This is a genomic window from Candidatus Brocadiaceae bacterium, from assembly GCA_012728835.1.
GTDB lineage: Bacteria > Planctomycetota > Brocadiia > SM23-32 > SM23-32 > JAAYEJ01.
The window spans coordinates 25,712-51,809 of record JAAYEJ010000075.1 but is presented as its reverse complement, the minus strand read 5'-3'; the positions used below and the strand labels follow the sequence as shown (position 1 = coordinate 51,809).

Annotated in this window: 19 protein-coding genes; 11 read left to right on the top strand and 8 right to left on the bottom strand. The window is 70.9% G+C overall.

Going from position 1 to position 26,098, the window contains the following annotated elements:
- Positions 1–347 precede the first annotated feature (347 nt).
- The 3 genes from GXY85_12380 (at position 348) to GXY85_12370 (ending at position 4,547) form a co-directional block, all read left to right on the top strand.
- Positions 348–1,190, top strand: coding sequence for an inositol monophosphatase family protein (locus GXY85_12380; GenBank protein ID NLW51619.1), 843 nt, complete (start codon positions 348–350; stop codon positions 1,188–1,190).
- 57 nt (positions 1,191–1,247) lie between these two features.
- Entirely contained in the window at positions 1,248–2,789 is a 1,542-nt protein-coding gene (locus GXY85_12375) for a 1,4-beta-xylanase (protein ID NLW51618.1), read from the top strand.
- 123 nt (positions 2,790–2,912) lie between these two features.
- The gene (locus GXY85_12370) at positions 2,913–4,547 is read left to right on the top strand and encodes an NAD+ synthase (protein NLW51617.1); all 1,635 of its coding nucleotides are present in this window, start codon (positions 2,913–2,915) and stop codon (positions 4,545–4,547) included.
- Positions 4,548–4,566: 19 nt separating this feature from the next.
- Here GXY85_12370 and GXY85_12365 read toward each other — a convergent pair whose 3' ends face one another.
- Positions 4,567–5,769 (bottom strand): NupC/NupG family nucleoside CNT transporter, encoded by a 1,203-nt coding sequence (locus tag GXY85_12365; GenBank protein NLW51616.1) that lies wholly within the window; start codon positions 5,767–5,769, stop codon positions 4,567–4,569.
- 594 nt (positions 5,770–6,363) lie between these two features.
- Between GXY85_12365 and trpB the strand changes: the two genes are divergently transcribed.
- The 8 genes from trpB (at position 6,364) to obgE (ending at position 15,780) form a co-directional block, all read left to right on the top strand.
- Positions 6,364–7,560 (top strand): tryptophan synthase subunit beta, encoded by a 1,197-nt coding sequence (gene trpB, locus GXY85_12360; GenBank protein NLW51615.1) that lies wholly within the window; start codon positions 6,364–6,366, stop codon positions 7,558–7,560.
- A gap of 20 nt (positions 7,561–7,580) precedes the next feature.
- Positions 7,581–8,387: a tryptophan synthase subunit alpha gene (locus GXY85_12355; GenBank protein NLW51614.1), complete on the top strand. Its 807-nt coding sequence runs from the start codon at positions 7,581–7,583 to the stop codon at positions 8,385–8,387.
- 69 nt (positions 8,388–8,456) lie between these two features.
- Positions 8,457–11,567, top strand: a complete 3,111-nt coding sequence (locus GXY85_12350; protein ID NLW51613.1) for a protein kinase — start codon at positions 8,457–8,459, stop codon at positions 11,565–11,567.
- A 214-nt stretch (positions 11,568–11,781) separates the two neighbouring features.
- Entirely contained in the window at positions 11,782–12,426 is a 645-nt protein-coding gene (locus GXY85_12345; protein ID NLW51612.1) for a DUF2344 domain-containing protein, read from the top strand.
- A gap of 22 nt (positions 12,427–12,448) precedes the next feature.
- Complete coding sequence (locus GXY85_12340; protein NLW51611.1) at positions 12,449–13,942, top strand: Rne/Rng family ribonuclease; 1,494 nt, start codon at positions 12,449–12,451, stop codon at positions 13,940–13,942.
- A gap of 113 nt (positions 13,943–14,055) precedes the next feature.
- Positions 14,056–14,370: a 50S ribosomal protein L21 gene (rplU, locus tag GXY85_12335; protein NLW51610.1), complete on the top strand. Its 315-nt coding sequence runs from the start codon at positions 14,056–14,058 to the stop codon at positions 14,368–14,370.
- 41 nt (positions 14,371–14,411) lie between these two features.
- The gene (gene rpmA, locus GXY85_12330; GenBank protein NLW51609.1) at positions 14,412–14,654 is read left to right on the top strand and encodes a 50S ribosomal protein L27; all 243 of its coding nucleotides are present in this window, start codon (positions 14,412–14,414) and stop codon (positions 14,652–14,654) included.
- 91 nt (positions 14,655–14,745) lie between these two features.
- Entirely contained in the window at positions 14,746–15,780 is a 1,035-nt protein-coding gene (gene obgE, locus GXY85_12325; protein NLW51608.1) for a GTPase ObgE, read from the top strand.
- A 1,666-nt stretch (positions 15,781–17,446) separates the two neighbouring features.
- Here obgE and GXY85_12320 read toward each other — a convergent pair.
- The 7 genes from GXY85_12320 to ispH form a co-directional block, all read right to left on the bottom strand.
- Complete coding sequence (locus GXY85_12320; GenBank protein ID NLW51607.1) at positions 17,447–18,838, bottom strand: GTP-binding protein; 1,392 nt, start codon at positions 18,836–18,838, stop codon at positions 17,447–17,449.
- Complete coding sequence (locus GXY85_12315; protein ID NLW51606.1) at positions 18,835–20,145, bottom strand: zinc-binding dehydrogenase; 1,311 nt, start codon at positions 20,143–20,145, stop codon at positions 18,835–18,837. The genes GXY85_12320 and GXY85_12315 overlap by 4 nt, the downstream gene beginning before the upstream one ends.
- A 91-nt stretch (positions 20,146–20,236) precedes the next feature.
- Positions 20,237–20,554: an FHA domain-containing protein gene (locus tag GXY85_12310; GenBank protein ID NLW51605.1), complete on the bottom strand. Its 318-nt coding sequence runs from the start codon at positions 20,552–20,554 to the stop codon at positions 20,237–20,239.
- 28 nt (positions 20,555–20,582) lie between these two features.
- Positions 20,583–21,809, bottom strand: coding sequence for a protein kinase (locus tag GXY85_12305; GenBank protein ID NLW51604.1), 1,227 nt, complete (start codon positions 21,807–21,809; stop codon positions 20,583–20,585).
- A 35-nt stretch (positions 21,810–21,844) separates the two neighbouring features.
- Positions 21,845–22,717 (bottom strand): serine/threonine protein kinase, encoded by an 873-nt coding sequence (locus GXY85_12300; GenBank protein NLW51603.1) that lies wholly within the window; start codon positions 22,715–22,717, stop codon positions 21,845–21,847.
- Positions 22,718–22,830: 113 nt separating this feature from the next.
- Positions 22,831–24,105 carry an FHA domain-containing protein gene (locus GXY85_12295; GenBank protein NLW51602.1) on the bottom strand — a complete coding sequence of 425 codons (1,275 nt, stop codon included), beginning with the start codon at positions 24,103–24,105 and terminating at the stop codon, positions 22,831–22,833.
- Between the two features lie 154 nt (positions 24,106–24,259).
- Positions 24,260–26,017 carry a 4-hydroxy-3-methylbut-2-enyl diphosphate reductase gene (gene ispH / locus GXY85_12290; GenBank protein ID NLW51601.1) on the bottom strand — a complete coding sequence of 586 codons (1,758 nt, stop codon included), beginning with the start codon at positions 26,015–26,017 and terminating at the stop codon, positions 24,260–24,262.
- Positions 26,018–26,098 lie beyond the last annotated feature (81 nt).

The window sequence follows — 26,098 nt, the reverse complement described above, 5'->3', positions numbered from 1 at the left end:
GAGCGCGGCCCTCCACTTGCACGGACGGTTCACGCCGCTGGAGGGGCACGCTCCGTCGTGCCCGCTCCTGCAATCACCGGCTGCCTGCCATCCCCGGCCGCGACCGAGCGCGGCCCTCCACCGGCACGCTCCGTCGGTGCCCGCCGGTGTGCGTCCGTGTGCGTCTGTATGCGCCCGCGTATGTCCATGCCCGCCGGCGACGCCCCAACATGGTGTATAATCCGGCCATCGGAACTGCGCGACGGCTCCGGAATGACATGTCCGCCCGGTGCCACGGCTCCCGCGCCGCGCGGACACGCAACGAAACACAGTGCACTGTCGAACGCCCCCCGGAGGCTGCCCACGCCATGGCGAACTGGGACAGGGACGCCGTCGTCGATCTGCTGCGGGACTGCGCGCGGATCGCCCTGCGCTTCTACGACGATCCGCAGCGCGAACTGAAGGCCGACCGGTCCCTGGTCACGGCGGCCGACCGTGCCATCGAGGACCGCATGGCCGAGGCGCTGGACGATCCGCCGGCCGGCGTCTACATGATCGGCGAGGAGACGGTCGGCCGGCACGGCGAGGACTACGTCGCCGGCGCCCTGGCCGGCCGCACCTGGGTGGTGGACCCCATCGACGGCACGGCATCGTACGCCCACCACGTGCCGGCCTGGGGCATCTCCGTCGGGCTGATGGAGGGCGGGGTGCTCCGGGAGGGAGCCGTCCTGCTGCCGCCGACCGGCGAGCTGTTCATCTCGGACGGCGACGCGGTGTTCTTCGCGGAGCGCTGCCCGGAAGGCGGCGCGGTCGACCTGCGCCCCCTGAAGCCGAGGCCCCGCGCCTGGGACGACGGCGCCCTGATCGCCCTGGCGCAGACGGTGGCCAAGCGCCGCCTGCTGCGCCTGCCGAACCCCGTGCACGCGCTGGCCTGCGCCGTGATGCCCCTCCCGTACCTGCTGCTGGGGCGCTACGCCGCCTACGTGGGCGCGCTGAAGCTGTGGGACTTCGCCGGGGCGCTGCCCCTGCTGCTCAAGTGCGGGTTCGTCGGCAAGCTCGCCGACGGACGCAGGATCGGCCCGGACATCGCCGCCGGGCTGGTGGAACTGGAGGCGGGCCATCCGCGGCGCTGGGCCATGGCCGAACCGGCCGTCTTCGCGGCCACGGAAGCGGCCTGCGACACCCTGGCCGGGGCGATCGTCCGGCCCTGAACGCACGGCCCGGCCCGGCGGGGTCCGCCATCGACAGAGGAGTTCAAGGAGGCCGAGATGAAGCCGTCCGGACGGTACTTCGAGGTGGTGGTGTTCGCAAGCGACGGCAAGCCGGCGCCCTACACGCCGCAGAACCTGATCATGGTGCTGGACATGGACTTCATGCCCGCGTTCGAGCACCGCCCGATGATCATCGTCAGCGGCTACGGACTGGTCCGGCTGCCCGCCCCGGACGGGCCGTTCGCCGTCTGCATGCCGCTTGCGGTGGACGGCTTCGGCCACGTGTATCTCTATGCCGACAACGAGGGCCGGGGCTATGCCGCCGACGAGGTGGCCGGCCGGAGGCTGAACCTGAGCGTGGAGTTCGCCACGAGCCGGCTGGCCGCGGTGCGCCGCGCCGAGACCGAGTACCGGAAGGAAGGCACCGTGCCGTCCGCCGACTACCGCGACCGCGTCCACCGCGCCGCCGTCCTGCTCGACCGCATGCGCAACGAGGAGGACGACCCGGTCGCCGAGGCGCGTCTCGCGATGGCGTCCCTGGCCGAGTCGATGCACGCCGGGGAGATGCTCGTGCTGGAGCATGCCCGCGCGCGCATCGCCGCGCGCCCCGCACGCAGCGACTTCCTGTTCGGCTGCAACGGCTTCCGCTACCCCCGGGGCGAGGCGCAGTACGCGCAGCGGTTCGCGGCGCTGTTCAACTACGTCACGGCGCCCTTCTACCGGCGCGGCACAGAACCAACGGAGGGCCTGCGCGACTTCTCCAACGCGGAGGCCATAGCCGCCTGGGGGGCGCGCGAAGGACTGCGCGTCAAGGGCCACCCGCTGCTCTGGCTGCACCATGCCGGCACGCCCGACTGGCTGATGGGCCGCTCGCACGACGAGGTGCTGGCCACGCACCTGGACTACGTGCGCGACGCCGTCGCACGCTTCCGGGGCCGCATCGACTACTGGGACATCATCAACGAGGCCCATAGCTGGAACAACATCCACTGCTGGCCCTACGAGCAACTGGTGGACATCACCCGCCGCGCGGCGGAGACCGTCGCCGAGGTGAACCCCGACGCCCTGCGCGTCGTGAACTGCTGCTTCACCTGGAGCGAGTACGTGGCGACGGGCTGGGGCTCGGACTACAAGTTCGACGAGCCGATGCGGAGCACGATGCAATACTGCCGCGACGTGCTGGACGCCGGGGTGCCGTTCGAGGCCATCGGCCTGCAGATGTACGAGCCGCCCCGGGACATGTTCGAGATCAACCGGCACATCGACATGTTCTGCCGGCTGGGCAAGCGCGTGCACATCACCGAACTCGGCATCAGTTCCTCGCCCGAGCCCATCGTGCGCAGGAAGCAGGTCTACGTGCCCAACGAGATGCTGTGGCACGGCCGCCCCTGGTCGGAGGCCGAACAGGCCGACTGGATCGAGGCGTTCTACACCCTCTGCTACTCCAAGCCGGAGGTCGACGCGGTCACGTGGTGGGACTTCGCCGACCCCTGCTTCCTGCCCCACGGCGGCATGCTGACCGAGGACCTGCAGCCGAAGGAGAGCTACGGCCGCCTGAAGGCCCTGATCGACGGCTGGCGCGGGCGGGACGACGGATGAGGACGCACGCGCGGCCGGGCGGGCCGGCCATGCGGGCATTGTGCCACATGACGGCGCCGGTTGCATGGGTGCGGGGCGCGTTCTACAATGGCGCGCCGGCCGCCCGATTCCCCGGGAGCACCCATGAAGGTCGCACTGGCACAGATCAACACGACGGTCGGCGACGTCGAAGGCAACGCGCGCAAGGCGATCGAAGCGATCCGGCGGGCCGCCGAACTCCGTGCGGAGCTGGTGGTGCTGCCCGAGCTGACGCTCAGCGGTTACCCGCCCATGGACCTGGTGGAACGCCGGGCGTTCATCGAGGCCAACGAGCGCGCGCTGCAGCAGGTGGCCGACGCCGCCCGGGGCATCCGGGCCGTCGTCGGACACGTCGGCCGCGTGGCCCCGCAAGCCGGGCGCCCGGGGGCCAATTCGGCCTCGCTCGTCGGCGACGGCCGGGTGCTGGACCGGCGCGACAAGGTGCTGCTGCCCACCTACGACGTCTTCGACGAGGCGCGCCTGTTCGAGCCCGCGGCGGGCAACACGCCGGTGCGGCTGGACTCCCATGCGCTCGGCGTGACCATCTGCGAGGACATGTGGAACGACCGCTTCTTCTGGCCCCGCCGCCGCTACGGCGTCGACCCCGTCGAGGGCCTCGCGGCCGCCGGCGTGGACCTGATGCTGAACCTGTCCGCCTCGCCCTTCTCGATCGGCAAGGCCGACGTGCGCCGCAAGATGCTCGCGGCCATGGCGCGCCGGCACGGCGTGCCGTTCGCCTGCGTGAACCTGGTCGGCGGCAACGACCAGCTCATCTTCGACGGCCGCAGCCTGGCCGTGGACGCGCGGGGCCGTCTGATCGCCGAGGCGGCGGCGTTCGCCGAGGACATGCTGATCGTCGACACACAGGCCGAGGGCGCGGCGGCGACGCCCGAAGCGGACGAGATGGCCGACGTCTTCCGGGCGCTCACGCTCGGCGTGGCAGACTACGCGCGCAAATGCGGCTTCCGCAGGGCCGTCGTCGCGCTCAGCGGCGGCCTGGATTCGGCCCTGACGGCCGCCATCGCGGCCGAGGCCCTGGGACCGGAGAACGTGACGACGCTCTTTCTGCCCACGGAGTTCAGCAGCGCGCTGAGCGAACGCGACGCCGCACAGACGGCCGCCAACCTGGGCGTCACGCACCACCGCATCGACATCGATCCGCTGCGCCGGGCCGTGCTGGGCGTGCTGGAGCCGATCTTCCGGGGCACCGAGCCGGGCATCGCCGAGGAGAACGTGCAGGCGCGCATCCGCGGGCTGCTCGTGATGGCCTACGCCAACAAGTTCGGCCACCTGCCGCTGGCCACCGGGAACAAGAGCGAACTGGCCGCCGGCTACTGCACGCTTTACGGCGACATGGTCGGCGGGCTGGCCGTTATCGGCGACCTGCCCAAGACGACCGTCTACCGGCTCTCGCGCCATCTGAACCGGCGCCGGCCCGTCATCCCGCAGTCCACCCTGGACCGCGCCCCCACGGCCGAGTTGAAGCCCGACCAGACCGACCAGGACGTGCTGCCGCCCTACGAGACGCTGGACGCCATCCTGAACCTGTACGTCGAGGAGGCGCAGGAGCGCGACCAGATCGTGGCCGCCGGCCACGACCCGCAGACCGTCGACCGCGTGCTGCGCATGGTGGACCGGGCGGAGTTCAAGCGCCGCCAGGCGCCGATGGCGCTGCGGGTGACCGGCCGCGCGTTCGGCCCCGGCCGCCAGCTCCCCATTGCACAGCGTTGGCGTCGATGAGGGCGCACGGCGGACCGCCTCAGGCGAACATGCCGGCGTAGCAGGCGGTCATGAAGGTGGCCAGCGTGCCGGCGACCAGCGCCTTTAGGCCCAGGGCAGCGACCTCCGCGCGCCGCTCGGGCGCCACGCCGCTCAGGCCGCCGATCAGGATGGCGATGCTGCCGAGGTTCGCGAACCCGCACAGGGCGTACGTGCTGATGAGCCGCGCGCGGACGCTCAGCTCCACGCCGCCCATCGCCTCGTAGGCCAGGAACTCGTTCAGCACGGTCTTGATGCCCAGCAGCTCGCCGACCGCCAGCCACTCGCCGCGCGGGACGCCCATGGCGGCGGCAAACCCCGCGAACATGAACCCGAACGCCTTCTGGAGCGTCAGACCCGTCACCGCCTCCAGCGCGAAGTTCACCATCGCGATCAGCGCCACGAACGCGATCAGCATGGCGGCGATGTTGATGCCCAGCTTCACACCGTCGGTCGCGCCGGTGGCCGCCGCGTCCATGATGTTCGCCGTGCCGACTTCGGGCTCGAACTCGACCCGGCCGGCGGTCGCCGGCACCCCGGTCTCGGGCACCATGATCTTGGCGATCACGATGGCGGCCGGCGCGCTCATCAGCGAGGCGGCCAGCAGATGGCCCGCCGAGGCGCCGAACATCACGTAGGTCGCCATCACCGAGCTGGCGATCGTCGCCATAAAGCCGGTCATGACCACGAACAGCTCGCTGCGCGTCATCGGCGCCACGTACTTGCCCACCGCCGTGACGCTCTCGATGCCCATGAAGACGAACAGCGCGGACGAGAGCGACTCGGCCCCGGACGTGCGCATGGTCACCTGCATCAGCCGCGCCATCTGCCGCACGGCCCACTGGATCACGCGCAGGTGGTAGAGGATGGACGCGAGCGAGGCGACGAACACGATCACGGGCAGCACGCGGAACGCCACGAGCGCGCCGTAGCTCGGTTCCATGCTCAGCTTGCCGAAAACGAACGCAGCCCCCTGGTCGCTGAACCCGAGCACATGGGCGAAGACCCTGTCCACGCCTCCGAACAGCCACGCGCCGGGCCGCGTCTTCAGCACGAACAACGCCAGGGCCAGTTGCAGGCCCAGTCCCCACAGGATCGTACGGGCACGCAGCGCGCGACGGTTCTCGCTCAGCGCCCACGCCAGAGCCAGCATGGCTATCAACCCGCCGAAGCTGACGAACCTGTAGCCAACGTCCAATCCCATCGTGCTCTCCCTCCCCGGAGACCCCTCCCGCCGCGGTGTCCACGCCGCCCGACCGGCCGCCGGTTGCGCGGAGACTCGACCACCGAGACGATACGGCGCCGCATGCGCCGCGTCAAGGGCACGGACGGTCACAGCCAACGGGCACGTGTACCGCAGCGGGCGGCTGTGCCACACCGGCAACGCCGAGGTCCTTCGCGCCGCCTGAGCGGCGCTCAGGACGACACCCTGGGGCGTACCGTGTGCCGCACGGGCGGGTCCGTGTGCCGCAGGCCCTCCGTAGCCCGAAGGGCGCAGGAGGATGCGTGCCCGCCCGTGTGCGTCCGTGTGCGTCCGTGCCCGCCCGTGTGCGTCCGTGCATGTGTCCGTGCCCGCCCGTGTGCGTCCGTGCATGCGTCCGTGCCCGCCCGTGTGCGTCCGTGCATGTGTCCGTGCCCGTCCGTGTGCGTCCGTGTCCGTCCGTGTCCGTCCGTGTCCGTCCGTGTCCGTCCGTTTGACAGCCGCCGGGCCGCCGACTACGATAGCGGGCGTCGGGTCGTCCCGACGCACACCGGCGGACATCGCGTCTCGACCCTCCGTACCGGATACACACGCTCCATGACCACCCCCATGCCGGATGCCCGCGGCTACTTCGGCGAGTTCGGCGGCCGGTTCGTGCCGGAGACCCTGATGCCGGCCCTCGAGCAGCTCGAGGCCGCCTATCGGGACGCCATGGCCGACCCGGCGTTCGGCCGGGAGCTGGACGCCTACCTGCGCGACTACGTCGGCCGGCCCAGCCCGCTGTACCTTGCCGAGCGTTTCGCCCGGAAGCTCGGCTGCGGGAAGGTCTACCTGAAACGCGAGGACCTGAACCACACCGGCGCCCACAAGATCAACAACACCATCGGCCAGGTGCTGCTCGCCGCGCGGATGGGCAAGACGCGCGTGATCGCCGAGACCGGCGCGGGCCAGCACGGCGTGGCCACGGCCACGGCGGCGGCGATGTTCGGCCTGGAGTGCGACGTCTACATGGGCGAGGAGGACATCCGCCGCCAGAAGCCGAACGTGCTGAAGATGCGGCTTCTCGGGGCGCGCGTCGTCCCCGTCGGCGCCGGCGCACGCACGCTCAAGGACGCGCTCAACGAGGCCCTGCGCGACTGGATCGGCAGCTACGAACAGACCCACTACGTGCTGGGCTCGGTGGCCGGCCCGCATCCGTTCCCGATGATCGTGCGCGATCTCCAGTCCGTCATCGGCCGGGAGGCGCGAGCGCAGATACTGGAGAGAGAAGGCCGGCTGCCCGATCTGCTGGTCGCCTGCGTGGGCGGCGGCAGCAACGCGATGGGGCTGTTCGACGCCTTCCTGGACGACGGATCGGTGCGGATCGTCGGTGTCGAGGCCGGCGGGCGCAGCATGGCCGCGGGCGACCACGCCGCCACGCTCGTGCAGGGCCGGCCGGGCGTGCTGCACGGCACCAAGAGCTACGTCCTGCAGGACGCCGACGGTCAGACCAGCCCCGTGCACTCCGTCTCGGCCGGCCTGGACTACCCCGGCGTGGGGCCGCAGCACAGCTTCCTGAAGGAGAGCGGCCGCGCCGAATACGTCGCCGCCTCCGACGCCGAGGTGCTCGACGCATTCCAGTTCCTCACGCACACTGAGGGCATCATCCCGGCGCTGGAGAGCGCCCACGCCGTCGCCTACCTCATGCGGCCCGAATGCCGCCTCCCCGCCGACCGCACGGCGATCGTCTGCCTGTCCGGCCGCGGCGACAAGGACCTGTGGGAAGTCAGCCGCCTGCTGGCTCTGGACCTATAGACCTGCCACGTGAGAAGGTCATGAACAGGATCGACGCCCGCTTCGAGAGCCTGCGCACGGCCGCCCGGAAGGCATTCATCCCCTTCCTCACGGCGGGCGACCCCGACCCCGACGCAACCGTGCGCCTGCTGGAAGGCGCCGAGGCCGCCGGCGCTGACCTGATCGAACTCGGCTTCCCCTACAGCGATCCCATCGCCGATGGCCCCACGATCCAGGACTCCTATCACCGCGTGCTGCAGGGGGGCCAGGACGTCGCCGCCGTCTTCGAGATGGTCCGCCGCGCCCGGCACGCGTGCCGGCTGCCCATCGTCGCCATGGCCTCCTACAGCCTGGTGTTCCGCATGGGCTTCGAGCGGTTCGTGGACCGCTGTCTGCAGGCCGGCATCGACGGCGCGACGGTGCCGGACCTGCCCGTGGACGAGGCCGACACGCTGTTCCCCGCCGCCCGGGAGCGCGGGTTCCGCCTGATCTGCTTCACCGCCCCGTCCACCGTGGGCCACCGCCGCGCGATGGTGGCCCGGCACGCCGCAGGCTTCATCTACTACATCGCCGTGCGCGGAACCACCGGCACCCGCGACACGCTGCCGCCCGACCTCTTCCGCAACCTGGCCGAACTGAAGGCGCTCACCCCCGTGCCGGTGGCGGTCGGCTTCGGCATCTCCACGCCCGAACAGGCCCGGGAGGTCTCCGCCGCCGCCGACGGCGTCATCGTCGGCAGCGCGATCGTGCGCCTCATCGCACAGGCACACGCCCGGGGAGACGACCCGGCCGCTGCCGCCCTGGACCTCATCGCCCGCATGGCCTCGGCCGTCAAGCCCGGACCGTAGCCGCCCATTGGCGCCGGGCGGACGCCTGCTGCTATAATCGCCCTCAGACTGAGGGCGCGGGAGACTCCCTTGCAGGTGCGATGCCCCGGCTGCGGCTCCGAACTGAATCTCGATGCGGAGGGGGACCGCATCGAGTGCCCGTTCTGTCACCGCAGCATCGACGTGGTGCACGAAGCGCCGACCCTGGCCGAGCCCGAGGCTGTTGCCGAGGCCGAGGCTGTGGCCGAGGCCGAGGCCGACGACGGGCCGAAACCGACGCCGGAGGCGGCCCCCGGCGCCGCGACCGTACCGCGCATCCACGTCCACTGCTCCCGGTGTTCGGGCGAGTTTGCCGTGCCGCTGGGCGAGACGGGCGCCCCGTGCCCGCGCTGCGGAGCCCCCTTCAGCATCCGGGCGCCGGCCGGCGCCGCAGCAGCGGGGGCCGACCCGACCGCCCGCACGCTCGCCACGGCGCACGCGTCGGTCGCCGCCCCCTCCGCGCAGGCCGATGCCTCCGTGGAGACGAGCCTCCGATGGCTCCAGGAGCACCTCGGAGACCGCTACGAGGTGCTCGACTTCGTCAGCCGGGGCGGCATGGGCGCCGTCTTCCGGGTGCGCCAGAAGCAGCCGTCGCGCCAGGTGGCCCTGAAGGTGATGCTCGCCGGCCCCCTGGCGACCGAGACGAACCGCAGGCGGTTCGAGCGCGAGGCCCACGCCGTCGCACAGATCAACCACCCGGCCATCGTCTCGGTCTACGAGTTCGGCGAGGTCGGCGGGCAGCCCTACTTCACCATGGAGTTCGTGGACGGCGTCGACCTGCGCGCCTACACGATCCGAAACGAACTCTCGCACGCGCAGATCTGCCGCCTCATGATCCCCATCTGCGAGGCCGTCCATTGCGCACACCGGCACGGCGTGATCCACCGTGACCTGAAGCCGGGCAACATCATGGTCGATGACCTCGGCCGGCCGCGGATCCTGGACTTCGGGCTCTCGCGCGCCACCGTCGAAGGCCAGACCAGGTACGACGCACTCACCATGCCCGGCGACTACATGGGCACACCGCGCTACATGAGCCTGGAACAGGCCATGGGCAACCCCCGCGCCGTCGACGAACGCACGGACGTCTACGCCCTCGGCGTCATCCTCTACGAACTGATCGTCGGCGTGCTTCCCTACCCGGTTGAGCACATCAGGGGCCTCAAGGCGCTGGAGATGCTCCAGGACCACGAACCCCTCCGCCCCAGCGTGCTCCAGCCGAACCTTCCCGTGGACCTGGAGCTGATCCTCCTCAAAGCCGTCCAGAAGGACAAGAACGAGCGCTACCAGACGGCCGAGGCCCTCGCCCGGGACCTGGGGAACTTCCTGGAAGACCGCCCCGTCGCCGCCCGCCGGGCCACCATCTGGTACCGCGTCCGCAAGTGGACCTGGCGACACCGTCGCGTCATCGGCCCCATGGCGGCGGCCGCAGCCGTCGTGGCCCTGATCTGGTTCGCCTACGGGCAGCGCGCCGCCGCCCTCCACAGAGAGAAGCAGGAGACCGACCGGGTCCTTGCGGAGGCGGCGCAGGAACTCCGGGCCCAGAGGGACGCCCACCACCTCCAGCGCGAACAGGTCAAGAACCACGTGGAGCGCGGCGAGTGGCGGGAGGCAGAGGCCGCCGCCGTGACCCTGGCCCGGGCCGAACCGCACGCCGAGCTGCTGCGCTCCCTTCCGCATTTCGTGCGGCGCCACGCCCGGCGGCAGGCCGAGGAGGCGCTGGAGGCGTTCGCCGCACTCGTGCGCACGCAGGACTACGCGGCCGCCCGCCTCCAGGCCGACGCGCTGCGGACGCAGGCGCTCATGATGCCGTACGAGGACGTGGCCGCCCGGCTCAAGGCGCCCTTCGACGACCTCGAAGCCGCCTGCTGGGCCGACCTGCAGGCCGCAGCGGCCGACGCCCTCGTGCCCGGAGAGGCGGCCGAACGCATCCGACGCTTCCTGGCCGAGTGGCCGGACGGCCGGCACGCCGAGGACGCCCGCGCCCTGCTCGCCCGCCAGGCCGACCTGGGAACCGACCACTTCCGCAGGCAGCACGAACGCGCCATCGCCCGGGCGCTCCGGGACGGCCGCTGGGACGAGGCGGCGGCGGCCCTGGAATCGGCGCGGGGGCTCCTGGCCGCCGCCCCGGACGGAGCGGCCGCCTGGGACGAGACCTTCGCCCCCCTGCACGAACGGATCGAGACGGCCGTCCGCACGGACAACGCGGCCTCCCTGGCCACGATCGCCCCGCCCCTGGAGCCCGGCGGGCTCCTGAAGGCCATTCAGTTCGCCCCGGACGCGGCCTGGTTCGTCACGGTGGCCTACCCCAACCGGGTCCGCCTCTGGAGCTGGCCCGGGCGTTCCCCCCTGCACGCGTGGGAGACCCCCGGCGAGATCAGCTCGCTGGCCATCGCGCCCGACGGCCGCCGGCTGGCCACCGGAGACCGGGACGGCACGGTCCGGGTCTGGGACCGGGACGGCACGCGCCGGCAGCAGGTGAACGTCGGGTCGGCCGACTGGGTCGCATCGCTCCAGTTCTCGGCCGACGGCACGCAGCTTCTGACGGCCACGAAGTCGGGCATCGCGTTCTGGGACGTCGCCTCCGGCCGGCGTCTGGAGTCCCCGGTGGCATCGGCGATCCGCCCGGCCGCCCTGGCGCCCGACGCCGAGCACCTGGCGGCCGCCCTGCCGGAGTCGGCCGTCGGCGTCTGGCTCCTGACCGAGACCTACCCCCTGTTCACGATCGGCCTGACGGGGACGGCGCCGGCGGCGCTCTGCTTCTCGCCGGACGGTCGCCGCCTGGCCACTGCGCACACGGGGCGGACGCAGCGGCGCGTGCGCCTCTGGGACATGACGTGGGGCGAGCCGGTGCTGGACCTGATGGTCAGCGCGGAGCCCGGGCCGCGCCTGACGCGGCTGGCCTGGGGGCTGGCCTTCTCGCCCGACGGCCGGCTGCTGGCCACCGGCGACGCCGGGGGAACGATCCGGATATGGGACGTGGACGACGGCTCCCTGCGAAAGGCATTCACCGCGCACGGGCAGGCGATCACCTGCATGGCCTTCAGCCCCGACAGCCGGGCGCTGGTCTCCGGCGCGAACGACGGCCGCCTGCGGTTCTGGGGCGTGGGCACGCTCCCGCCGGACGGCGAATCGCTTGATTCGGCGCTGGAGACGCGATAAAATATACGAGGAGTGCAAGATATCCTCGGGGGACTGAACCGAGCGCCCGGTGTCGACCCGCTCCCGATGGTCCGTTCCCGCCGCCGCTCTCCGGGCCCCCGTGTTGATCCGTATAGATATTGGCTGCTGCCCTGCAGGCCGAGCGTGCGACGGACCCGAGCCTGACCGCGCGGCCCCGCGCAACGCCTTGCAGTGGGCACAACGGAGTCGATGGTTGTCACAGGTCAGGCAGAATGTCAGGATCAGGTTCTGCAAGCAGGGCGAGGTCAGGTTCATCTCGCATCATGACCTGATGCGGGTGTTCGAACGGGCGCTCAGACGCACCCGGCTTCCCTTTGCGACCAGCGAGGGGCACAACCCTCGCCCCCGCCTCAGCTTCCCCATGGCTCTGAGCGTGGGCCACACGGGCCGCAACGAGGTGCTCGACGTCGGCCTGCGGGAATGGACGCGGCCGGACGAGGTGAAGGAACGGCTCCAGGCGGAGCTGCCGGAGGGGATCGGGATCCTCTCGGCCCAGGCCGCGCCGGTCAATGCGAACCGCGAACCGAGGGAGCTGGCCTATCGCGTGCCGCTCCTTCCCACGCACACCGTGACCGAGGCGGGGGTGCAGGCCCTTCTGGACAGCGACCGGGCGGTGGTCCGCCGGGTGCGCGAGCGGAGCGTGCGCGAGGTGGAAGTCCGGCAGTTCATCAAGGCCCTCCGGCTCGGCGGCGACTCGCTGGAGATGCTCATCCGCTACACGCCGGAAGGCACCGCCAGGCCGGAGGAAGTCCTCGAGCTGCTCGGATGCCGGCCCGACGTCGACTACAGGAAGAGCGCCATCGAACGCACGAACGTGAGCCTGCCTCCCCTGCGCTGAACGAACTGCGGAGACCGCACCGATGGAAAATGTCATGCTGGTCAACGTCGTGGAGGAGGAAGAGGTGCGCATCGCCGTCCTCATGGACGGCAAGCTCCAGGAACTCTACCTGGAACGCACCGGGCGCGAGCACATCGTCGGCAACATCCACAAGGGCGTCGTCGTCCACATCGTGCCGAACATAGAAGCCGCGTTCGTCGAGTTCGGCTACAAGAAGCACGGCTTCCTGCACGTCTCGGACATCCTCCCCTCGGCCGTGGGCCAGGGCGACCGCAACGGCGACATCCGCAAGCTCGTGCGCGAGGGCAAGGAGATCCTCGTCCAGGTCACCAAGGAAGGCATCGGAGACAAGGGCCCCAGCCTCACCACCTACCTGAGCCTGCCGGGCCGCTACCTGGTGCTCATGCCCGGCCTCTCCCGCCGGGGCGTCTCGCGCCGCATCACCGAAGACGCCGAACGCGACCGCCTGCGCGCCGTCCTCAAGACGCTCGACATCCCCAAGAACATGGGCATCATCGCCCGCACCGCCGGCGCCGGCCGCAGCGACGCGGACATCCGACGCGACGTCGAGTACCTCCAGAGGCTCTGGCAGACCATCAGCGAACGGGCCGAACGCGCCAGCGCCCCCGCCATGGTCTACCAGGAGAGCGACCCGGTCACCCGCGTCATCCGCGACTACTTCACCGAGGACATCCGCAAGGTCGTCGTGGACAGCCCGGAGGTCTACGAGAAGGTCCGGGAGTTCCTCCGCTCCGTCATGCCGCACCACATCCGCAAGGTCAAGCTCCACGAGCACTCCGACCCCCTGTTCCACCACTACGGCGTGGAGCAGGAGATCGAGAAGATGCACGGCCGCACCGTGAAACTGCCCAGCGGCGGCAGCATCATCCTGGAGCAGACCGAGGCGCTCGTCGCCATCGACGTCAACAGCGGCACCTACCGCGGCCGCGGCGACGCCGAGCAGACGGCCCACCGCATCAACCTGCAGGCCGCCCCGGAGATCGCCCGGCAGATCCGCCTGCGCGACCTCGGCGGCGTCGTCATCATCGACTTCATCGACATGGAGGAGCCCGAGCATCGACGCGACGTCGAGAAGGCCCTCTGGGAGGCCCTCAAGCCCGACCGCTCCCGCCTGCGCATGCTCAAGATGTCCCCGTTCTGCATCGTGGAGATGACCCGGCAGCGCCAGCGCCAGAGCCTGCGCCAGTCCACCTACGTCGAATGCCCGAGCTGCCGCGGCAGCGGCCAGGTCAAGAGCAACGAAACCCTCGCCCTCCAGATACTCCGCGAGATCAAGGCCGGCGCCGAAGCGAACGGCCTGGAGCGGGTCGAGGTGCGCGTCGGCCCCCAGGTGGCCAACTACCTGAGCAACGAGATGCGCACCCGCCTGAGCGAGCTGGAAGAGCACTACGGGAGGCCGATTCAGGTCCTGGTCGACTCCGCCCTGCCCCCCGGAACCCACTCGCTGCGCCTGGTTGCGGCCAACGGGCGCGAAGTCAGGCCCGCGAAGAACTGACCCCGGCCGGATGAACGTCCGTGCGCAACGCCCCGCTGCAGTTGAAAGGCCGGCCGTCGCGCGGTAGAATACGTGGCTGGCGTTTCAAGCATCCTCCGTCCGAGACCATACGCATGTACGCAGTCATAGACCACAAGGGCAAGCAGTTCAAGGTGCAGACCGGTGACGAGGTCCTGGTCGACCTGATGCGCGCCGAGGAAGGCGAGCTGGTGCAGTTCGACCGCGTTCTGGCCGTCGGCGGCGACGGCGAGCCGTGCATCGGCACCCCGCAGGTGCCCGGCGCGCGGGTCCTGGCGGAGGTCGTCCGCCACGAAAAGGGCCCCAAGCTCACCATGATGCGCCACCAGGCCACCAAGAACCGGCAGGCGAAGATGGGGCACCGGCAGCAGTACACGCGCGTGCTGATCCGCGAGATACATCCCGAATAACCCTCGGCGGGCCGATCGGGTCGCACAGATGAGGTAACATCATGGCACATAAGAAGGGACAGGGCTCCTCACGCAATGGGCGCGAGAGCAACGCCAGCTCCCTCGGCGTGAAGCGGTACGGCGGCCAGCGCGTCCGCGCCGGCACCATCCTGGTGCGGCAGCGGGGCACGAAGTTCCACCCCGGACGCAACGTCGGCGTCGGGCGGGACTACACGCTGTTCGCCAAGGCGGACGGCGTGGTGGAGTTCGCGTCCAATCGCACCGTGAGCATCCTGCCCGACTGACACTGCGCGTGCGGACGACCATGACGCCAGCGCCTGACCGGCCTCGTGCCGCGGCGGGCGCTGGCTTTGCTTTGGGGCCCCGGGGAGCGCCATGCGCTTCGTCGATCAGACGACCATCTACGTGAAGGGCGGCGACGGCGGCGACGGCGCCGTCAGCTTCCGCCGCGAGAAGTACGTGCCGCGCGGCGGCCCCGACGGCGGAGACGGCGGCCGCGGCGGCAGCGTCATCTTCCGGACCGAACCCCAGCTCACCACCCTCATGGACCTGGTCTCGCGGGCCGAGTTCCGCGCCGCCGATGGCGGCGCCGGCGCCGGACGCAACCGCCACGGGGCCAACGGCGAGGACCTGCTCATCCGCGTGCCCGTCGGGACACAGGTCTTCGACGAGGGCACCGGCATCATGCTGGCCGACCTGACCGAGCCCGGGCGCACCGTCGCGGTCGCGCGCGGCGGCCGCGGCGGCCGCGGCAACGCGCGCTTCAAGTCGTCCGTCAACCAGGCCCCGCGCAAGTTCGAGCCGGGACGCCCGGGCCGCGAACGCCGCCTGCGCCTGGAACTGAAGCTCATGGCCGACGTCGGCCTGGTCGGGCTGCCGAACGCCGGCAAATCCACGCTGCTGACCCGCATCAGCGCCGCGCACCCGAAGATCGCCGCCTATCCGTTCACGACTCTGGAACCGGTCGTCGGCATTGTCGAGGCCGGCGCCTACCGCCGCTTCGTCGTCGCCGACCTCCCGGGGCTCATCCGGGGCGCCCACGAAGGCAAGGGGCTCGGCGACGAGTTCCTTCGCCACGTCGAGCGCACGCGCGTGCTCGTCCACGTCGTCGATGCCGCCCCCGCGGACGGCACCGACCCGCTGGAAAACTACCGCGCGATCCGCCAGGAGCTGGTCAGCCACGGCGCCGGACTCGCCGCGAAACCGGAGGTCGTCGCCGCCAACAAGACCGACCGGCCGGGCGCTGACGAGAACGTGCGCCGTCTCGAGGACGCCCTGTCGGTGGACGTTCTGCCCATCTCCGCCCTCGCGGCCGTCGGCCTGGAGCCCCTCATCGCCCGCATGGCCGACGCCATCGGAGGACTCGCCGATCCGCCCGCCGACGGGCCGGCAGACCGAAAGACGCTCTGAGGTGGCCGGCGAGTGTGGCTCACTTGCCGATGCAGAACTGGCCGAAGATGGCGTCCAGGATGTCCTGCGATGTCACCTGGCCGGTGATCTCGCCCAAGGCGTCAGGCCGTGCCGCCCGCAAGATGTAGCGCCGGCCCCAGTTCAAGCGCAGTCGGACCGTCCAGGATGTAGCGCCGGCCTCTGGCCGGCTGTGCCGGAGGCATCTTGCCTCCGGGACGTCAGCGGGGGCCACCTCTTGGCGAGCGCAGATCATGCCGTCGCGCGGGCAGGATGCCCGCGCCACTGCCGGCGAGACGCCGGCGCTACCCGGTGACAATCACCGGCAGCCGTGCCGCCGCAAGATGTAGCGCCGGCCCCAGTTCAAGCGCAGTCGGACCGTCCAGGATGTAGCGCCGGCCTCTGGCCGGCTATGCCGGAGGCATCTTGCCTCCGGGACCTCAGCGGCGGACCACCTCTGGCGAGCGCAGACCATGCCGTCGAGCGGGCAGGATGCCCGCGCCACTGCCGGCGAGACGCCGGCGCTACCCGGTGAGAATCACCGGCAGCGGGGCCGCCCGCAAGATGTAGCGCCGGCCTCAGTTCAAGCGCAGCCGTGCCGCCCGCAGGATGTAGCGCCGGCCTCTGGCCGGCTATGCCGGAGGCATCTTGCCTCCGGGACCTCAGCGGCGGGCCACCTCTTGGCGAGCGCAGACCATGCCCTCGCGCGGGCAGGATGCCCGCGCCACTGCCGGCGAGACGCCGGCGCTACCCGGTGAGAATCACCGGCAGCCGTGCCGCCCGCAGGATGTAGCGCCGGCCCCAGCTCAAGGGCAGTCGGACCGTCCAAGATGTAGCGCCGGCCTCAGTTCAAGCGCAGTCGGACCGTCCAAGATGTAGCGCCGGCCTCTGGCCGGCTGTGCCGGAGGCATCTTGCCTCCGGGACGTCAGCAGCGGGCCACCTCTTGGCGAGCGCAGACCATACCGTCGCGCGGGCAGGATGCCCGCGCCACTGCCGGCGAGACGCCGGCGCTACCCGGTGAGAATCACTGCCAGCCGTGCCGCCGCAAGATGTAGCGCCGGCCTCTGGCCGGCTATGCCGGAGGCATCCTGCCTCCGGGACGTCAGCGGCGGACCACCTCCTGGCGAGCGCAGACCATGCCCTCGCGCGGGCAGGATGCCCGCGCCACTGCCGGCGAGACGCCGGCGCTACCCGGTGGGAACCACCGGCAGCGCGGCCGCCCGCAAGATGTAGCGCCGGCCTCAGTTCAAGGGCAGTCGGACCGTCCAAGATGTAGCGCCGGCCTCTGGCCGGCTATGCCGGAGGCATCTTGCCTCCGGGACCTCAACGGCGGGCCACCTCTTGGCGAGCGCAGACCATGCCGTCGCGCGGGCAGGATGCCCGCGCCACTGCCGGCGAGACGCCGGCGCTACCCGGTGGGAATCACCGGCAGCCGTGCCCCCCGCAAGATGTAGCGCCGGCCCCAGCTCAAGCGCAGTCGGACCGTCCAGGATGTAGCGCCGGCCTCTGGCCGGCTGTGCCGGAGGCATCCTGCCTCCGGGACCTCAGCGGCGGACCACCTCTTGGCGAGCGCAGACCATGCCGTCGCGCAGGCAGGATGCCCGCGCCACTGCCGGCGAGACGCCGGCGCTACCCGGTGAGAATCACCGGCAGCGCGGCCGCCCCCCCTCACTTGCCGATGCAGAACTGGCCGAAGATGGCGTCCAGGACGTCCTGCGATGTCACCTGGCCGGTGATGCGGCCCAGGGCGTCAGCGGCCTCGCGCAGGTTCACGGCGGCGAATTCATAGCCGAGGCCTTCCTCAACGGCCGCCTGGGCTTGTGCCAGTTCCGATTCGGCACGCCGAAGGGCATCGCGTTGCCGCGCGTTGTAGAGGCAGTCGGCCGGGGACGCGTCGAGCCGGCCTTCCGAGACGGCATGCCAGAGGGCGTCACGCAACGCAGCCAGCCCCTCCCCCGTCAGGGCCGACGTGTGCAGGGTCCGCCAGGCAAAATCCCCTGCGCCGAGCGCGGCCTCATCCAGCACGAGCGGCAGGTCGCACTTGTTCACAACGCAGAGCACGCGCTCCCGCGGCAGCAGGCGGGCCGGCGCTGTCGCCTCCGGCGGCGCAGGCTGTGTGCCGTCGAACACGAGCATCAGCAGCTGGGCGCGCGCCGCGGTCTCCCTCGCGCGCCGCACGGCGACGGCGTCCGGACCACGGGCTTCGGCCATCAGGCCGGCGGTGTCCGTCAAGCGAAAGTCGGCGGCGCCGATCCGAATCTCGGCGTCGATGGCGTCACGCGTGGTGCCGGGCCGCGGATGCACGAGTGCATGTTCAGACCCGGCAAGCCGGTTCACCAGGCTGGACTTCCCCACGTTCGGCGCCCCGCAGACGACGACGTGGATGCGGCCGTCGCTGGCGACCTCGGCCCGCCCCCTGCCGGCCTCGTCGGCCATCCGGGTCCGCAGCCGGGCACAGCGTGCCGCAAAGCCTTCTGTGGAAAGCACTTCGATACCGTGCTGCGCGAAGTCCAGATCCGCCTCCGCCTGCACGCGCAGGGCCGTCACGGCCTCCTGCAGCGCGGCGCACTGCCGGGCGACGCCGCCGGCCAGGCGTTCGGCGGCGGCCCGGAGTTCGGACTCCGACTGGGCGCGGATGACGGCCAGCACCGCCTCGGCGCGCGTCAGGTCGATGCGGCCGTTCAGGAACGCGCGGCGGGTGAACTCGCCCGGCTCGGCCAGACGGAGCCCCCCCGGGCCGTGGACCAGCAGATCCTCCAGCACGACGTCCAGGAGCGCCGGCGAGCCCGGCAGGTGCAGTTCGGCCACGTCCTCGCACGTGTAGGAGTGGGGCGCGCGCATGACGTAGAGCCGCGCGGGGCAGTGCACGCCGTGGCCCGTCAGCAGCAGCCGCCCGGCGGTGGCGCGGAAGGTGCGCAGCGGCTGCGCGTCGGGGCGGTCGGCCGAGAACCGCACGGCGACGCAGTCCAGCGCCCCCGGCCCGCTCAGGCGGACGACGGCGCGCTCGGAGTGCCCTGCGGGCGTGGAAACGGCGACGATCGTGTCGGACGACGCGCTCATTCCTCGGGGAATCTCAACTCCTCGCGTCCGAGAAGGACGCGCTCGGCCTCTGCGGACCAGACGCCGCCGGCGTCGGCCACGACTCGATCCAGTTCCTGCAGCACGTCGCGCAGGGGCGGCGCGGCCTGCTCGGCCCGGGCGCCGAGTTCGTCGAGCCCGACCAGCGGCATGGAGAGCTGCGTGTAGATGAGCTTCTTGCCGCCGTGGATCTGCGGCAGGTTCAGGATCGTCTGAGCCGCCGCATCGAGGCCGCCGACGTGCGTGATCATGCCGCCGGGCTGCAGGCGGCCGGCACTCATCAGGTCCAGCGAGATCAGCATGTCCTCGGTATTCCCGCCGCTGGTGCCGACGATGTGATGGCCCTCGTAATGCACGTCGTAGAAGTTCAGCGCGGCCCGGAAGTCGGTGCGCGGCGGGCCGGCGAAGAAGTTCAGGCAGCCGTTGCGGCCCAGGAGGGCGTCGGCCTGCTCGATCAGCCGCTCGGACGGGAAGAGCACGAACACGTCGTCCATCATTGCACCGCCCGTCCACTCGCGCACGAACTGTGCGAGCTCACCAGGCCCGCCCGGCAGGTCGGCCGGGTTCAGGAACACAAGCTCAACGCCCTGCCGCGTGCCCTCATCCGGCGGGAAGAGCCGCCGCGCGTGCTCCAGGCGTTCGGGATCCATGTCGGTAACCAGCAGGCGCCCGGGCCGGCGCGGACCGTGGAGCGCGAAGTCGATGGCGCCGAGGCCCATCGGGCCGGCGGAGGCCAGCAGCGCGCAGTCTCCGCCCTCGCGGATGCCCATCTCGTGCCGCTCGGCGCTGCCGGGCTCCCAGTGGTATTGCGCGCGGAAGGCGCCGACGATGCACGACATCGGCTCGGCCAGGGAGGCCTTGAAGAACGCGTCACCGGTGTAAGGCAGCAGGCAGCCCATCTCCATCACTTCGGACGGGATGATGATGAACGTGGCGTTTCCGCCGATGTGAGGGTAGGAGTAGCCGGGGGCGGTGAGCGCGCCCTTGTAGTTGATGGCCGGCTGGATGGCGAACAACTGCCCGGGCTCGAAGCGATCGGCCCATCGCCGGCCGACTCTGATCAGCCGCCCGGCGAATTCGTGCCCGATCAGGACCGGGTTCTGCGCCACGTCGGCGGGCACGCGCTTGTGATCGGCGCCCTGCTCGGCGGCCTTGTGGGACGACATGCAGATGCTGTTCGTCACGACCTGGGCGAGTATCTCGTCGTCGGTCGGCTCGGGCAGGTCGAAGGCCTCGAGGCGAAGGTCCCGCTTGCCGTACAGGCGGACGCCGCGCGTTCTGAGCAACATGGAGCACTCCCGGACTGGACGGTGCCGAAGGACAGGCGACGGAGACGATTATACCGGTCCGACGCGCGAACGGCCAGCTTCGGCGCGGGGATCAGCCGTGGGAACCGGCGGTCTGCCCGGGCATGACGAAGCGGAGACTGACGTGGCCGACGCGGATCATGTCGCCGTCGTAGAGCATGCTGCGGGTGACGCGGCGCTCGTTGACGAACGTGCCGTTGTGGCTGTCGCAGTCGACGAGCCAGTAGAAGCTGCCGTCGAACTCGACCCGGCAGTGCGTGCGGGAGACGGCCTTCTCGACGATCGAGAGGTCGCTGGCGGAGCGGCGCCCGATGGTGTAGGACCCGATGCGGTCCAGCGCAAGGCTCCAGCCGGCACGTTCCCCCTCGGTGATCTGCACGTATGCGCTCATGCGAGGGGCCTCCGATCGTCCCGCCGCCTCAGTGCCGGACCTCGGCGGCGGCCTGCGCCAGGGCCTCGCGCATGGCACCGGGCGTGGCGTAGCGATCGTAGTCCGACATGGCCTGCTTGAGCACCTCGCAGACGGCCTCGGGCACCTCGGGGTTGATCTCGCGGGGCGGCACGGCGACGCGGTCGAAGGCGCTCGTCAGCTTGTCGGCAGGCAGCGCGCCGCCGAACGGCGGCCGTGCGCAGAGCATGTAGTAGAGCACGGCGCCGGCGCCGAAGACGTCGGCCTTCTGGTCGGCCACGACGGGGTAGGCGATCAGTTCCGGGGCCGCGAACGCCGGATCGACCTTGAGGCTGCCGTCCATGACGCGGGTGACCTGGGCGTCCTGGCGGCCGGCCAGCGGCTTGACCAGGTCGAAGTCCGTCAGCTTCACCGTCATGCCCTCGGTGATGATGATGTTGTCGGGGCGGACGGCCCGGAACACGATGTCCTGCTCGTAGGCGTACTGGAGGGCATCCAGGACCTGGTCGGCGATCCGCAGGGCCGTCTTCACCTCGAGCGGCCCGCCCTTGTGTTCGACGATCTCCACCAGGTTGCGGCCCGGCGCGTATTCCATGGCGATGTAGAACCACTCGTGCACGCGCCCGCCCTTGTAGACGCGCACGAAGTTCTCGTGCCTCAGCGCGGCGCTGTGCCTGGCCCCTCGCAGGAACCGGTTCTGGTCCTCCACGGTGACCCGCTTCAGGCGCTTGAGCACCTTGACGGCGGCCGGCGTGCCCGTCTGGACCTGGCGGGCGCGGAAGACGACCGAGGCGGTGCCGTTGAAGATGACCTTCTCCACGACGTAGCCGCCGAAGTCCGACCCGACCTGATGCGCAAGCTCCTGGAAGGCGTTCTCCTCCTCCTCGCGCTGGCCGAGGGGCGCCAGAACGCCGGCGCGGTCGCTGGTCGGGGTGGGGTGGATGACGACCAGTTCATGGCTGCCGACGGTGATGCGGTCGCCGTCCTTGATGGCGAGGCGGTCGCGCACGGGCTCGCCGTTGACGAGCGTCCCGTTCTTGCTCCCCAGGTCCTCGACATAGAGCACGCCGTCGCAGAAGGAGAACTGGGAGTGGCGGCGGGAGAGCTGGTTGTCCGCCAGACGGATCTGGCAGAACCCCCCCCGGCCCAGCCAGACGGCCTCGGTCTCCTCCTTGGGCGGGATCTCGTACTCGAAGCCCACCTGTCGGCCAACGTCAACACGGAGGCGCGGGTTCATAGGGCCTTCCCTTCCTGCAACGCGCGTGTAAGTGATCAGCCGCTGCCGGATGACGCGGCTTCCACCGCGGCCCGCAGATGTCTCATGACCTCCAGCATGGACTTATAGCGCATCTCCCGGTCCTTTTCAATGCATTTCCCGATGATGGCCTCGAGCCGTTCGGACAGCCCGGGGTCGACCTGCCGGAGCTTGAGCGGCTCGGTGTTGAGCCGGTTCTGCATGCGCCGGCTGCGATCCGAACTGACCGGGAAGGGACGCCGGCACGTCAGGATCTCGAACGCGGAGAGGCCGAACGCGTAGACGTCGGCACGCTCGTCCAGCGGCTGGCTGCGGATCTGCTCCGGCGCCATGTAGCTGGCCGTCCCGGCCCGCGCCTCCGCCAACGGGCTCCTGACCCCCGCCGGGATGCTCAGGCCGAAGTCCACGATCTTGGCGACGCCGTCGCTGCCGTACAGCACGTTCTTGGGGCAGAAGTCCCGGTGGATCAGGCCCTGTTCGTGGATGTAGGCCAGCCCGGAGCCGACCTGCAGCAGCAGGTCGAAGCGGTTCTCGCGGACGCGGGGCGAGTGCAGGAGGATCAGCGTCTCCAGGTTCGGCCCATCGACGTACTCCATCACGATGTAGTACTCGTTGCGCCCCTGTCGACCGTACTCGTAGGTCTTGATGACGTTCGGGTGGTTCAGGCCCAGGGCCGTCTTGCCCTCTTCGGCGGCGAAGACCTTGCCGAAGGAGTCCTGCAGCTCGGCGGACTCGGGAGTGAGGATCTTCAGGGCGAAGGCGGTCCCCGTCTGCGGATGCCGTGCCCGCCAGATCGTGCTCATCCCCCCGTGGGCGATCTTCTCTTCCGGCACGAAGCCGCCGTACGGGGCCTTGCGGAAGGCAAAAAGCCGCTTCAGGAGCTTTGCCATTGTCTCTCTGCGCCGGACCAGTGCAATCAGCCGCCTTCCGCACCCGGTGCGCGGAGGCGGTCGCCACCGTGGCGGCTCGAGGCGCACCCCGAGTCGCCGGACGCAGGCCCGCGCTACTCCCTGTCAGCCAACCCCATGAGGAACCGCGTCGTCCCCACACGCAGTTCGTCGCTCGGGCCCACCTCGGCCTCTTCCACGCGCTCGCCGTTCACGAACGTGCCGTTGCTGCTGCCCAGATCCTGGACCCGCAGAACGCCGTTCTCCTTGCTCAGGTAGCAGTGACGCCGCGAGATCGCCGGGTCCATCAGGGTCCAGTCACTGACGTCCGGATCCCGCCCGATGGCCAGCCGTTCGCCGTCGTGGATGATCAGGAACCGGCCGCCGCGGCGGTCGGTCCAGACGAAAAACGGAGTGAAGTCCGCCGTGCGCGAATCGCCCTTGAACTCCAGGGGGGCCAGCCCCCCCTCCGCTGCGGGGGCCTCGGCGGCCGCCGGCTCCTCCGGCTCCGGCGACGCCTCGTCCTCCACCGGCCGGCTGCGCCCGACGCCCCGCCCCACCAGCATCGCGCTGGCCAGCTCCACGACGACCTCGCCCGGACTCTCGAAGCCGCCGGTCGTCAGCAGGCGCCGGGCCACCTCGCCCGCCCGCGCGCCGACGCCGGTCGCCGGATCGGTCAGCACGCTGGAATACTGGTCCAGGATGTACTCCCGGTAGGCCACCAGGGCCTCGTCCTCATCCCGCTCGGGCACCTCGTAGCCCAGCATGTTCAGCATCAGCACGGCCAGGCCGACGAGGTCCTGCTGGACCCTGTCGACCAGCAGCCGTCTGCTCTTGCTGCGCAGCAGGTCCTCGGCCGTCAGCCAGTCCTCGCCCCCCTCTCCCTCTCCCGCCTCCGCGTCCAGTGCCGACGCGTCCGGGGGCTCCTCCAGCAGGGCCTTGACGGCGAATGCGGACAGCTTTACCTTCTCGGGCGAGACGACGAAGACGTTGCGGGCGTTCAGGTCGCCGTGGCAGTAGCCGGCGCCATGGGCCTTGTCGAGGGCCTGCGCCATCTGGCGGACGAACAGGACAACCTGCTGCTCCTCCAGGCGCTCGGCCTCGGCGATGGTCTCCTGAAGGGTTGCACACCGCATCCGTTCCGAGGCGATGAACACCCGGCCGTCGGCCTCGCCGGCATCCAGCACGCGCACAATGGAGGGATGCTCGATCGCCTTGAGGCCCTCAAGCGCCTTGACCAGCCCTGCCCGCAGCCCCGGCTCGACCGGCACGGCGTCCTCGGCGATCACCTGGAGGACGCATGGCGTCCCGCTGTCCTCCGCCTCGTACGTCACGCTCAGAGGGCCTCTGTCGATCTCCGCACCCAGTTCGAACCGGCCGATGTGCTCCATGGTCCCCTCTCCCCTTGGCTACGTATCGCAGAAGCGGGTCTCGCCACGCGGCTACATGTTAGCGTTTTTAAGCGGCAAGTCAACCGTTGAGAGCCATTCCCATGTCCGATATCTCCGTCGCCCGGGCGGCGGGGGCTCGAACGCGCGGGGGACCTCACGCGCCGAAGACCAGTCCGACGGCCCCGAGCAGGTAGAATCCGGCGTCCACGAGGATCTCGGCCGGCTCCGCCTCCCGCCTGTGCCAGCGACGCAGCATCACGTAGGTGGCCGGCACATACGGCACGCAGAACAGCAGGGGCAGGCAGAACCCGGTGGTCCATCCGGCCAGGCATGCCAGCGCCAGCACCACCCCCAGGAGCACGGCCAGCGCCCAGAGGACCCGCCGGGCGGCCCGTCCGCCCAGGATGCCGGCCAGCGTCTCCCGGCCCACGAGCTGATCGCCCTCGACGTCGCGCAGGTCCAGCGCCAGGCTGCGCTGATAGGCCAGCAGAAACGCGATGGCGAAGGCCACGGCGGCGGCCGCCCACTGCCCGGGCCCGCCGCCTGCGGCCAGGGCGGGCACCAGCCCCGCCAGCGTGCCCCAGGCCAGCCCCACGAACAGCTCCTTGGACCCCGGCACGTGCTCCAGGCTGCGCAGCCGCAGGCGCTCCCCGAGCACCCTGGGGAGCGGCCATCGGTAGGCCAGCCCGCCCGCCGTGCCCGCCGCCACCAGCCCGAACGGCCACCACCCCAGGAACGATGCCAGGAAGATGGCCAGCAGCGACGACGCCACGGCCAGCGCGAACAGGGGCCCCTCGTTGGCCATGAAGAAGTCCGCGCGGTCCGGCTCGCTCAGGTACAGCGATTCGCGCCGGCCGTGCTGGTTCAGAAGGTGCTGGCTCAGCACGAAGAAGAACGAGACCGCCATGCAGACCCCCAGTTGCACAGGCCGCACCGGCAGCAGCAGGGCGCAGGCGTACGTGAGCGCGGCGGTGCCGCCGGCGGCGAACAGGTTGGAGTTCACGAGCCCCCGGGCAAACGTGCGCATCAGGCAGCGCAGCAGGGCCGTGCGCCGCAGGTGCTCGTCCTCCAGCCGCCGCACGACGCGGCGCAGCATCCAGTTGGGGGTCGAGGCGCCGGCCGTCAGCCCCACGGTGCCGTACTGCAGCACCGCCTCCAGGTCCAGTTCGCGTTCGGTCTCCACGTGGAAGGTCGGCGTGCCGGTGGCCCGGCTGATGTCGGCGAGCCGCCGGGTGTTCGCGCTGTGGTAGCCGCCGACCACGACCATGGCGTCCACGCGGCCGGCCAGTTCGCGCGCCTCGGTCTGGCGCCGTTCGGTGGAACGGCAGACCGTGTCGAAGGTGACGCACTCGGCAAAGCGCTCCTGCGCGCGCGCGGCGGTGCGGCGGAAGAGGTCCTCGTCCTGCGTCGTCTGCGCCACCACGATGACCTTGTCCAGCGGCGGCAGCGCGTCGACGTCGTCCGGGCCGGAGACGATGTAGCCGGCCGGGCCGGCGTAGCTGAGCACGCCGGTGACCTCGGCGTGGCCGGCGTCGCCGACGACGATGCAGGCGTACCCGCGCGCGGCCTGCTCCTGAACGATCCGCTGCAGACGGTGCACGTGCGGACAGGTGGCGTCCAGCACCGCGCACGGGCCGGCGTCCAGCGCCTCGCGCTCCTCGCGCGCCAGCCCGTGCGCCCGGACCAGGACCGTGCCGCCCTCCGGACGCTCGCCGTCCGCCAGCGTCCGTACGTCGCGCCGCTCCAGCACCTGCAGAACCTGGCGGTTGTGGATCAGGGGGCCGTGCGTGCGGATGGGCCGCGGGTGTCCCGGCTCGTCGGCCGCTCCCAGCGCCATGCCGACGGCGCGGCGCACGCCCATACAGAACCCCGCCGTGCGGGCGGTGATGATGCGAAACGACCGGGTGGACATGGACGGGCGTTTTTCTTTTCAGGGGGACTCCGGCTATGATGGCGATTATAGTTGGCGGCCGCCGGAGCCGTCAAAACAACG

Bases quoted from the DNA above. Each gene is read 5' to 3' on its own strand.
- GXY85_12355 (NLW51614.1), top strand. From the start codon at position 7,581: ATGAACAGGATCGACGCCCGCTTCGAGAGCCTGCGCACGGCCGCCCGG.
- GXY85_12370 (NLW51617.1), top strand. From the start codon at position 2,913: ATGAAGGTCGCACTGGCACAGATCAACACGACGGTCGGCGACGTCGAA.
- GXY85_12305 (NLW51604.1), bottom strand. From the start codon at position 21,809: ATGAACCCGCGCCTCCGTGTTGACGTTGGCCGACAGGTGGGCTTCGAG.
- rplU (NLW51610.1), top strand. From the start codon at position 14,056: ATGTACGCAGTCATAGACCACAAGGGCAAGCAGTTCAAGGTGCAGACC.
- GXY85_12295 (NLW51602.1), bottom strand. From the start codon at position 24,105: ATGGAGCACATCGGCCGGTTCGAACTGGGTGCGGAGATCGACAGAGGC.
- GXY85_12375 (NLW51618.1), top strand. From the start codon at position 1,248: ATGAAGCCGTCCGGACGGTACTTCGAGGTGGTGGTGTTCGCAAGCGAC.
- GXY85_12340 (NLW51611.1), top strand. From the start codon at position 12,449: ATGGAAAATGTCATGCTGGTCAACGTCGTGGAGGAGGAAGAGGTGCGC.
- obgE (NLW51608.1), top strand. From the start codon at position 14,746: ATGCGCTTCGTCGATCAGACGACCATCTACGTGAAGGGCGGCGACGGC.
- GXY85_12300 (NLW51603.1), bottom strand. From the start codon at position 22,717: ATGGCAAAGCTCCTGAAGCGGCTTTTTGCCTTCCGCAAGGCCCCGTAC.
- GXY85_12320 (NLW51607.1), bottom strand. From the start codon at position 18,838: ATGAGCGCGTCGTCCGACACGATCGTCGCCGTTTCCACGCCCGCAGGG.
- GXY85_12310 (NLW51605.1), bottom strand. From the start codon at position 20,554: ATGAGCGCATACGTGCAGATCACCGAGGGGGAACGTGCCGGCTGGAGC.
- ispH (NLW51601.1), bottom strand. From the start codon at position 26,017: ATGTCCACCCGGTCGTTTCGCATCATCACCGCCCGCACGGCGGGGTTC.
- GXY85_12380 (NLW51619.1), top strand. From the start codon at position 348: ATGGCGAACTGGGACAGGGACGCCGTCGTCGATCTGCTGCGGGACTGC.
- GXY85_12365 (NLW51616.1), bottom strand. From the start codon at position 5,769: ATGGGATTGGACGTTGGCTACAGGTTCGTCAGCTTCGGCGGGTTGATA.
- rpmA (NLW51609.1), top strand. From the start codon at position 14,412: ATGGCACATAAGAAGGGACAGGGCTCCTCACGCAATGGGCGCGAGAGC.
- trpB (NLW51615.1), top strand. From the start codon at position 6,364: ATGACCACCCCCATGCCGGATGCCCGCGGCTACTTCGGCGAGTTCGGC.
- GXY85_12315 (NLW51606.1), bottom strand. From the start codon at position 20,145: ATGTTGCTCAGAACGCGCGGCGTCCGCCTGTACGGCAAGCGGGACCTT.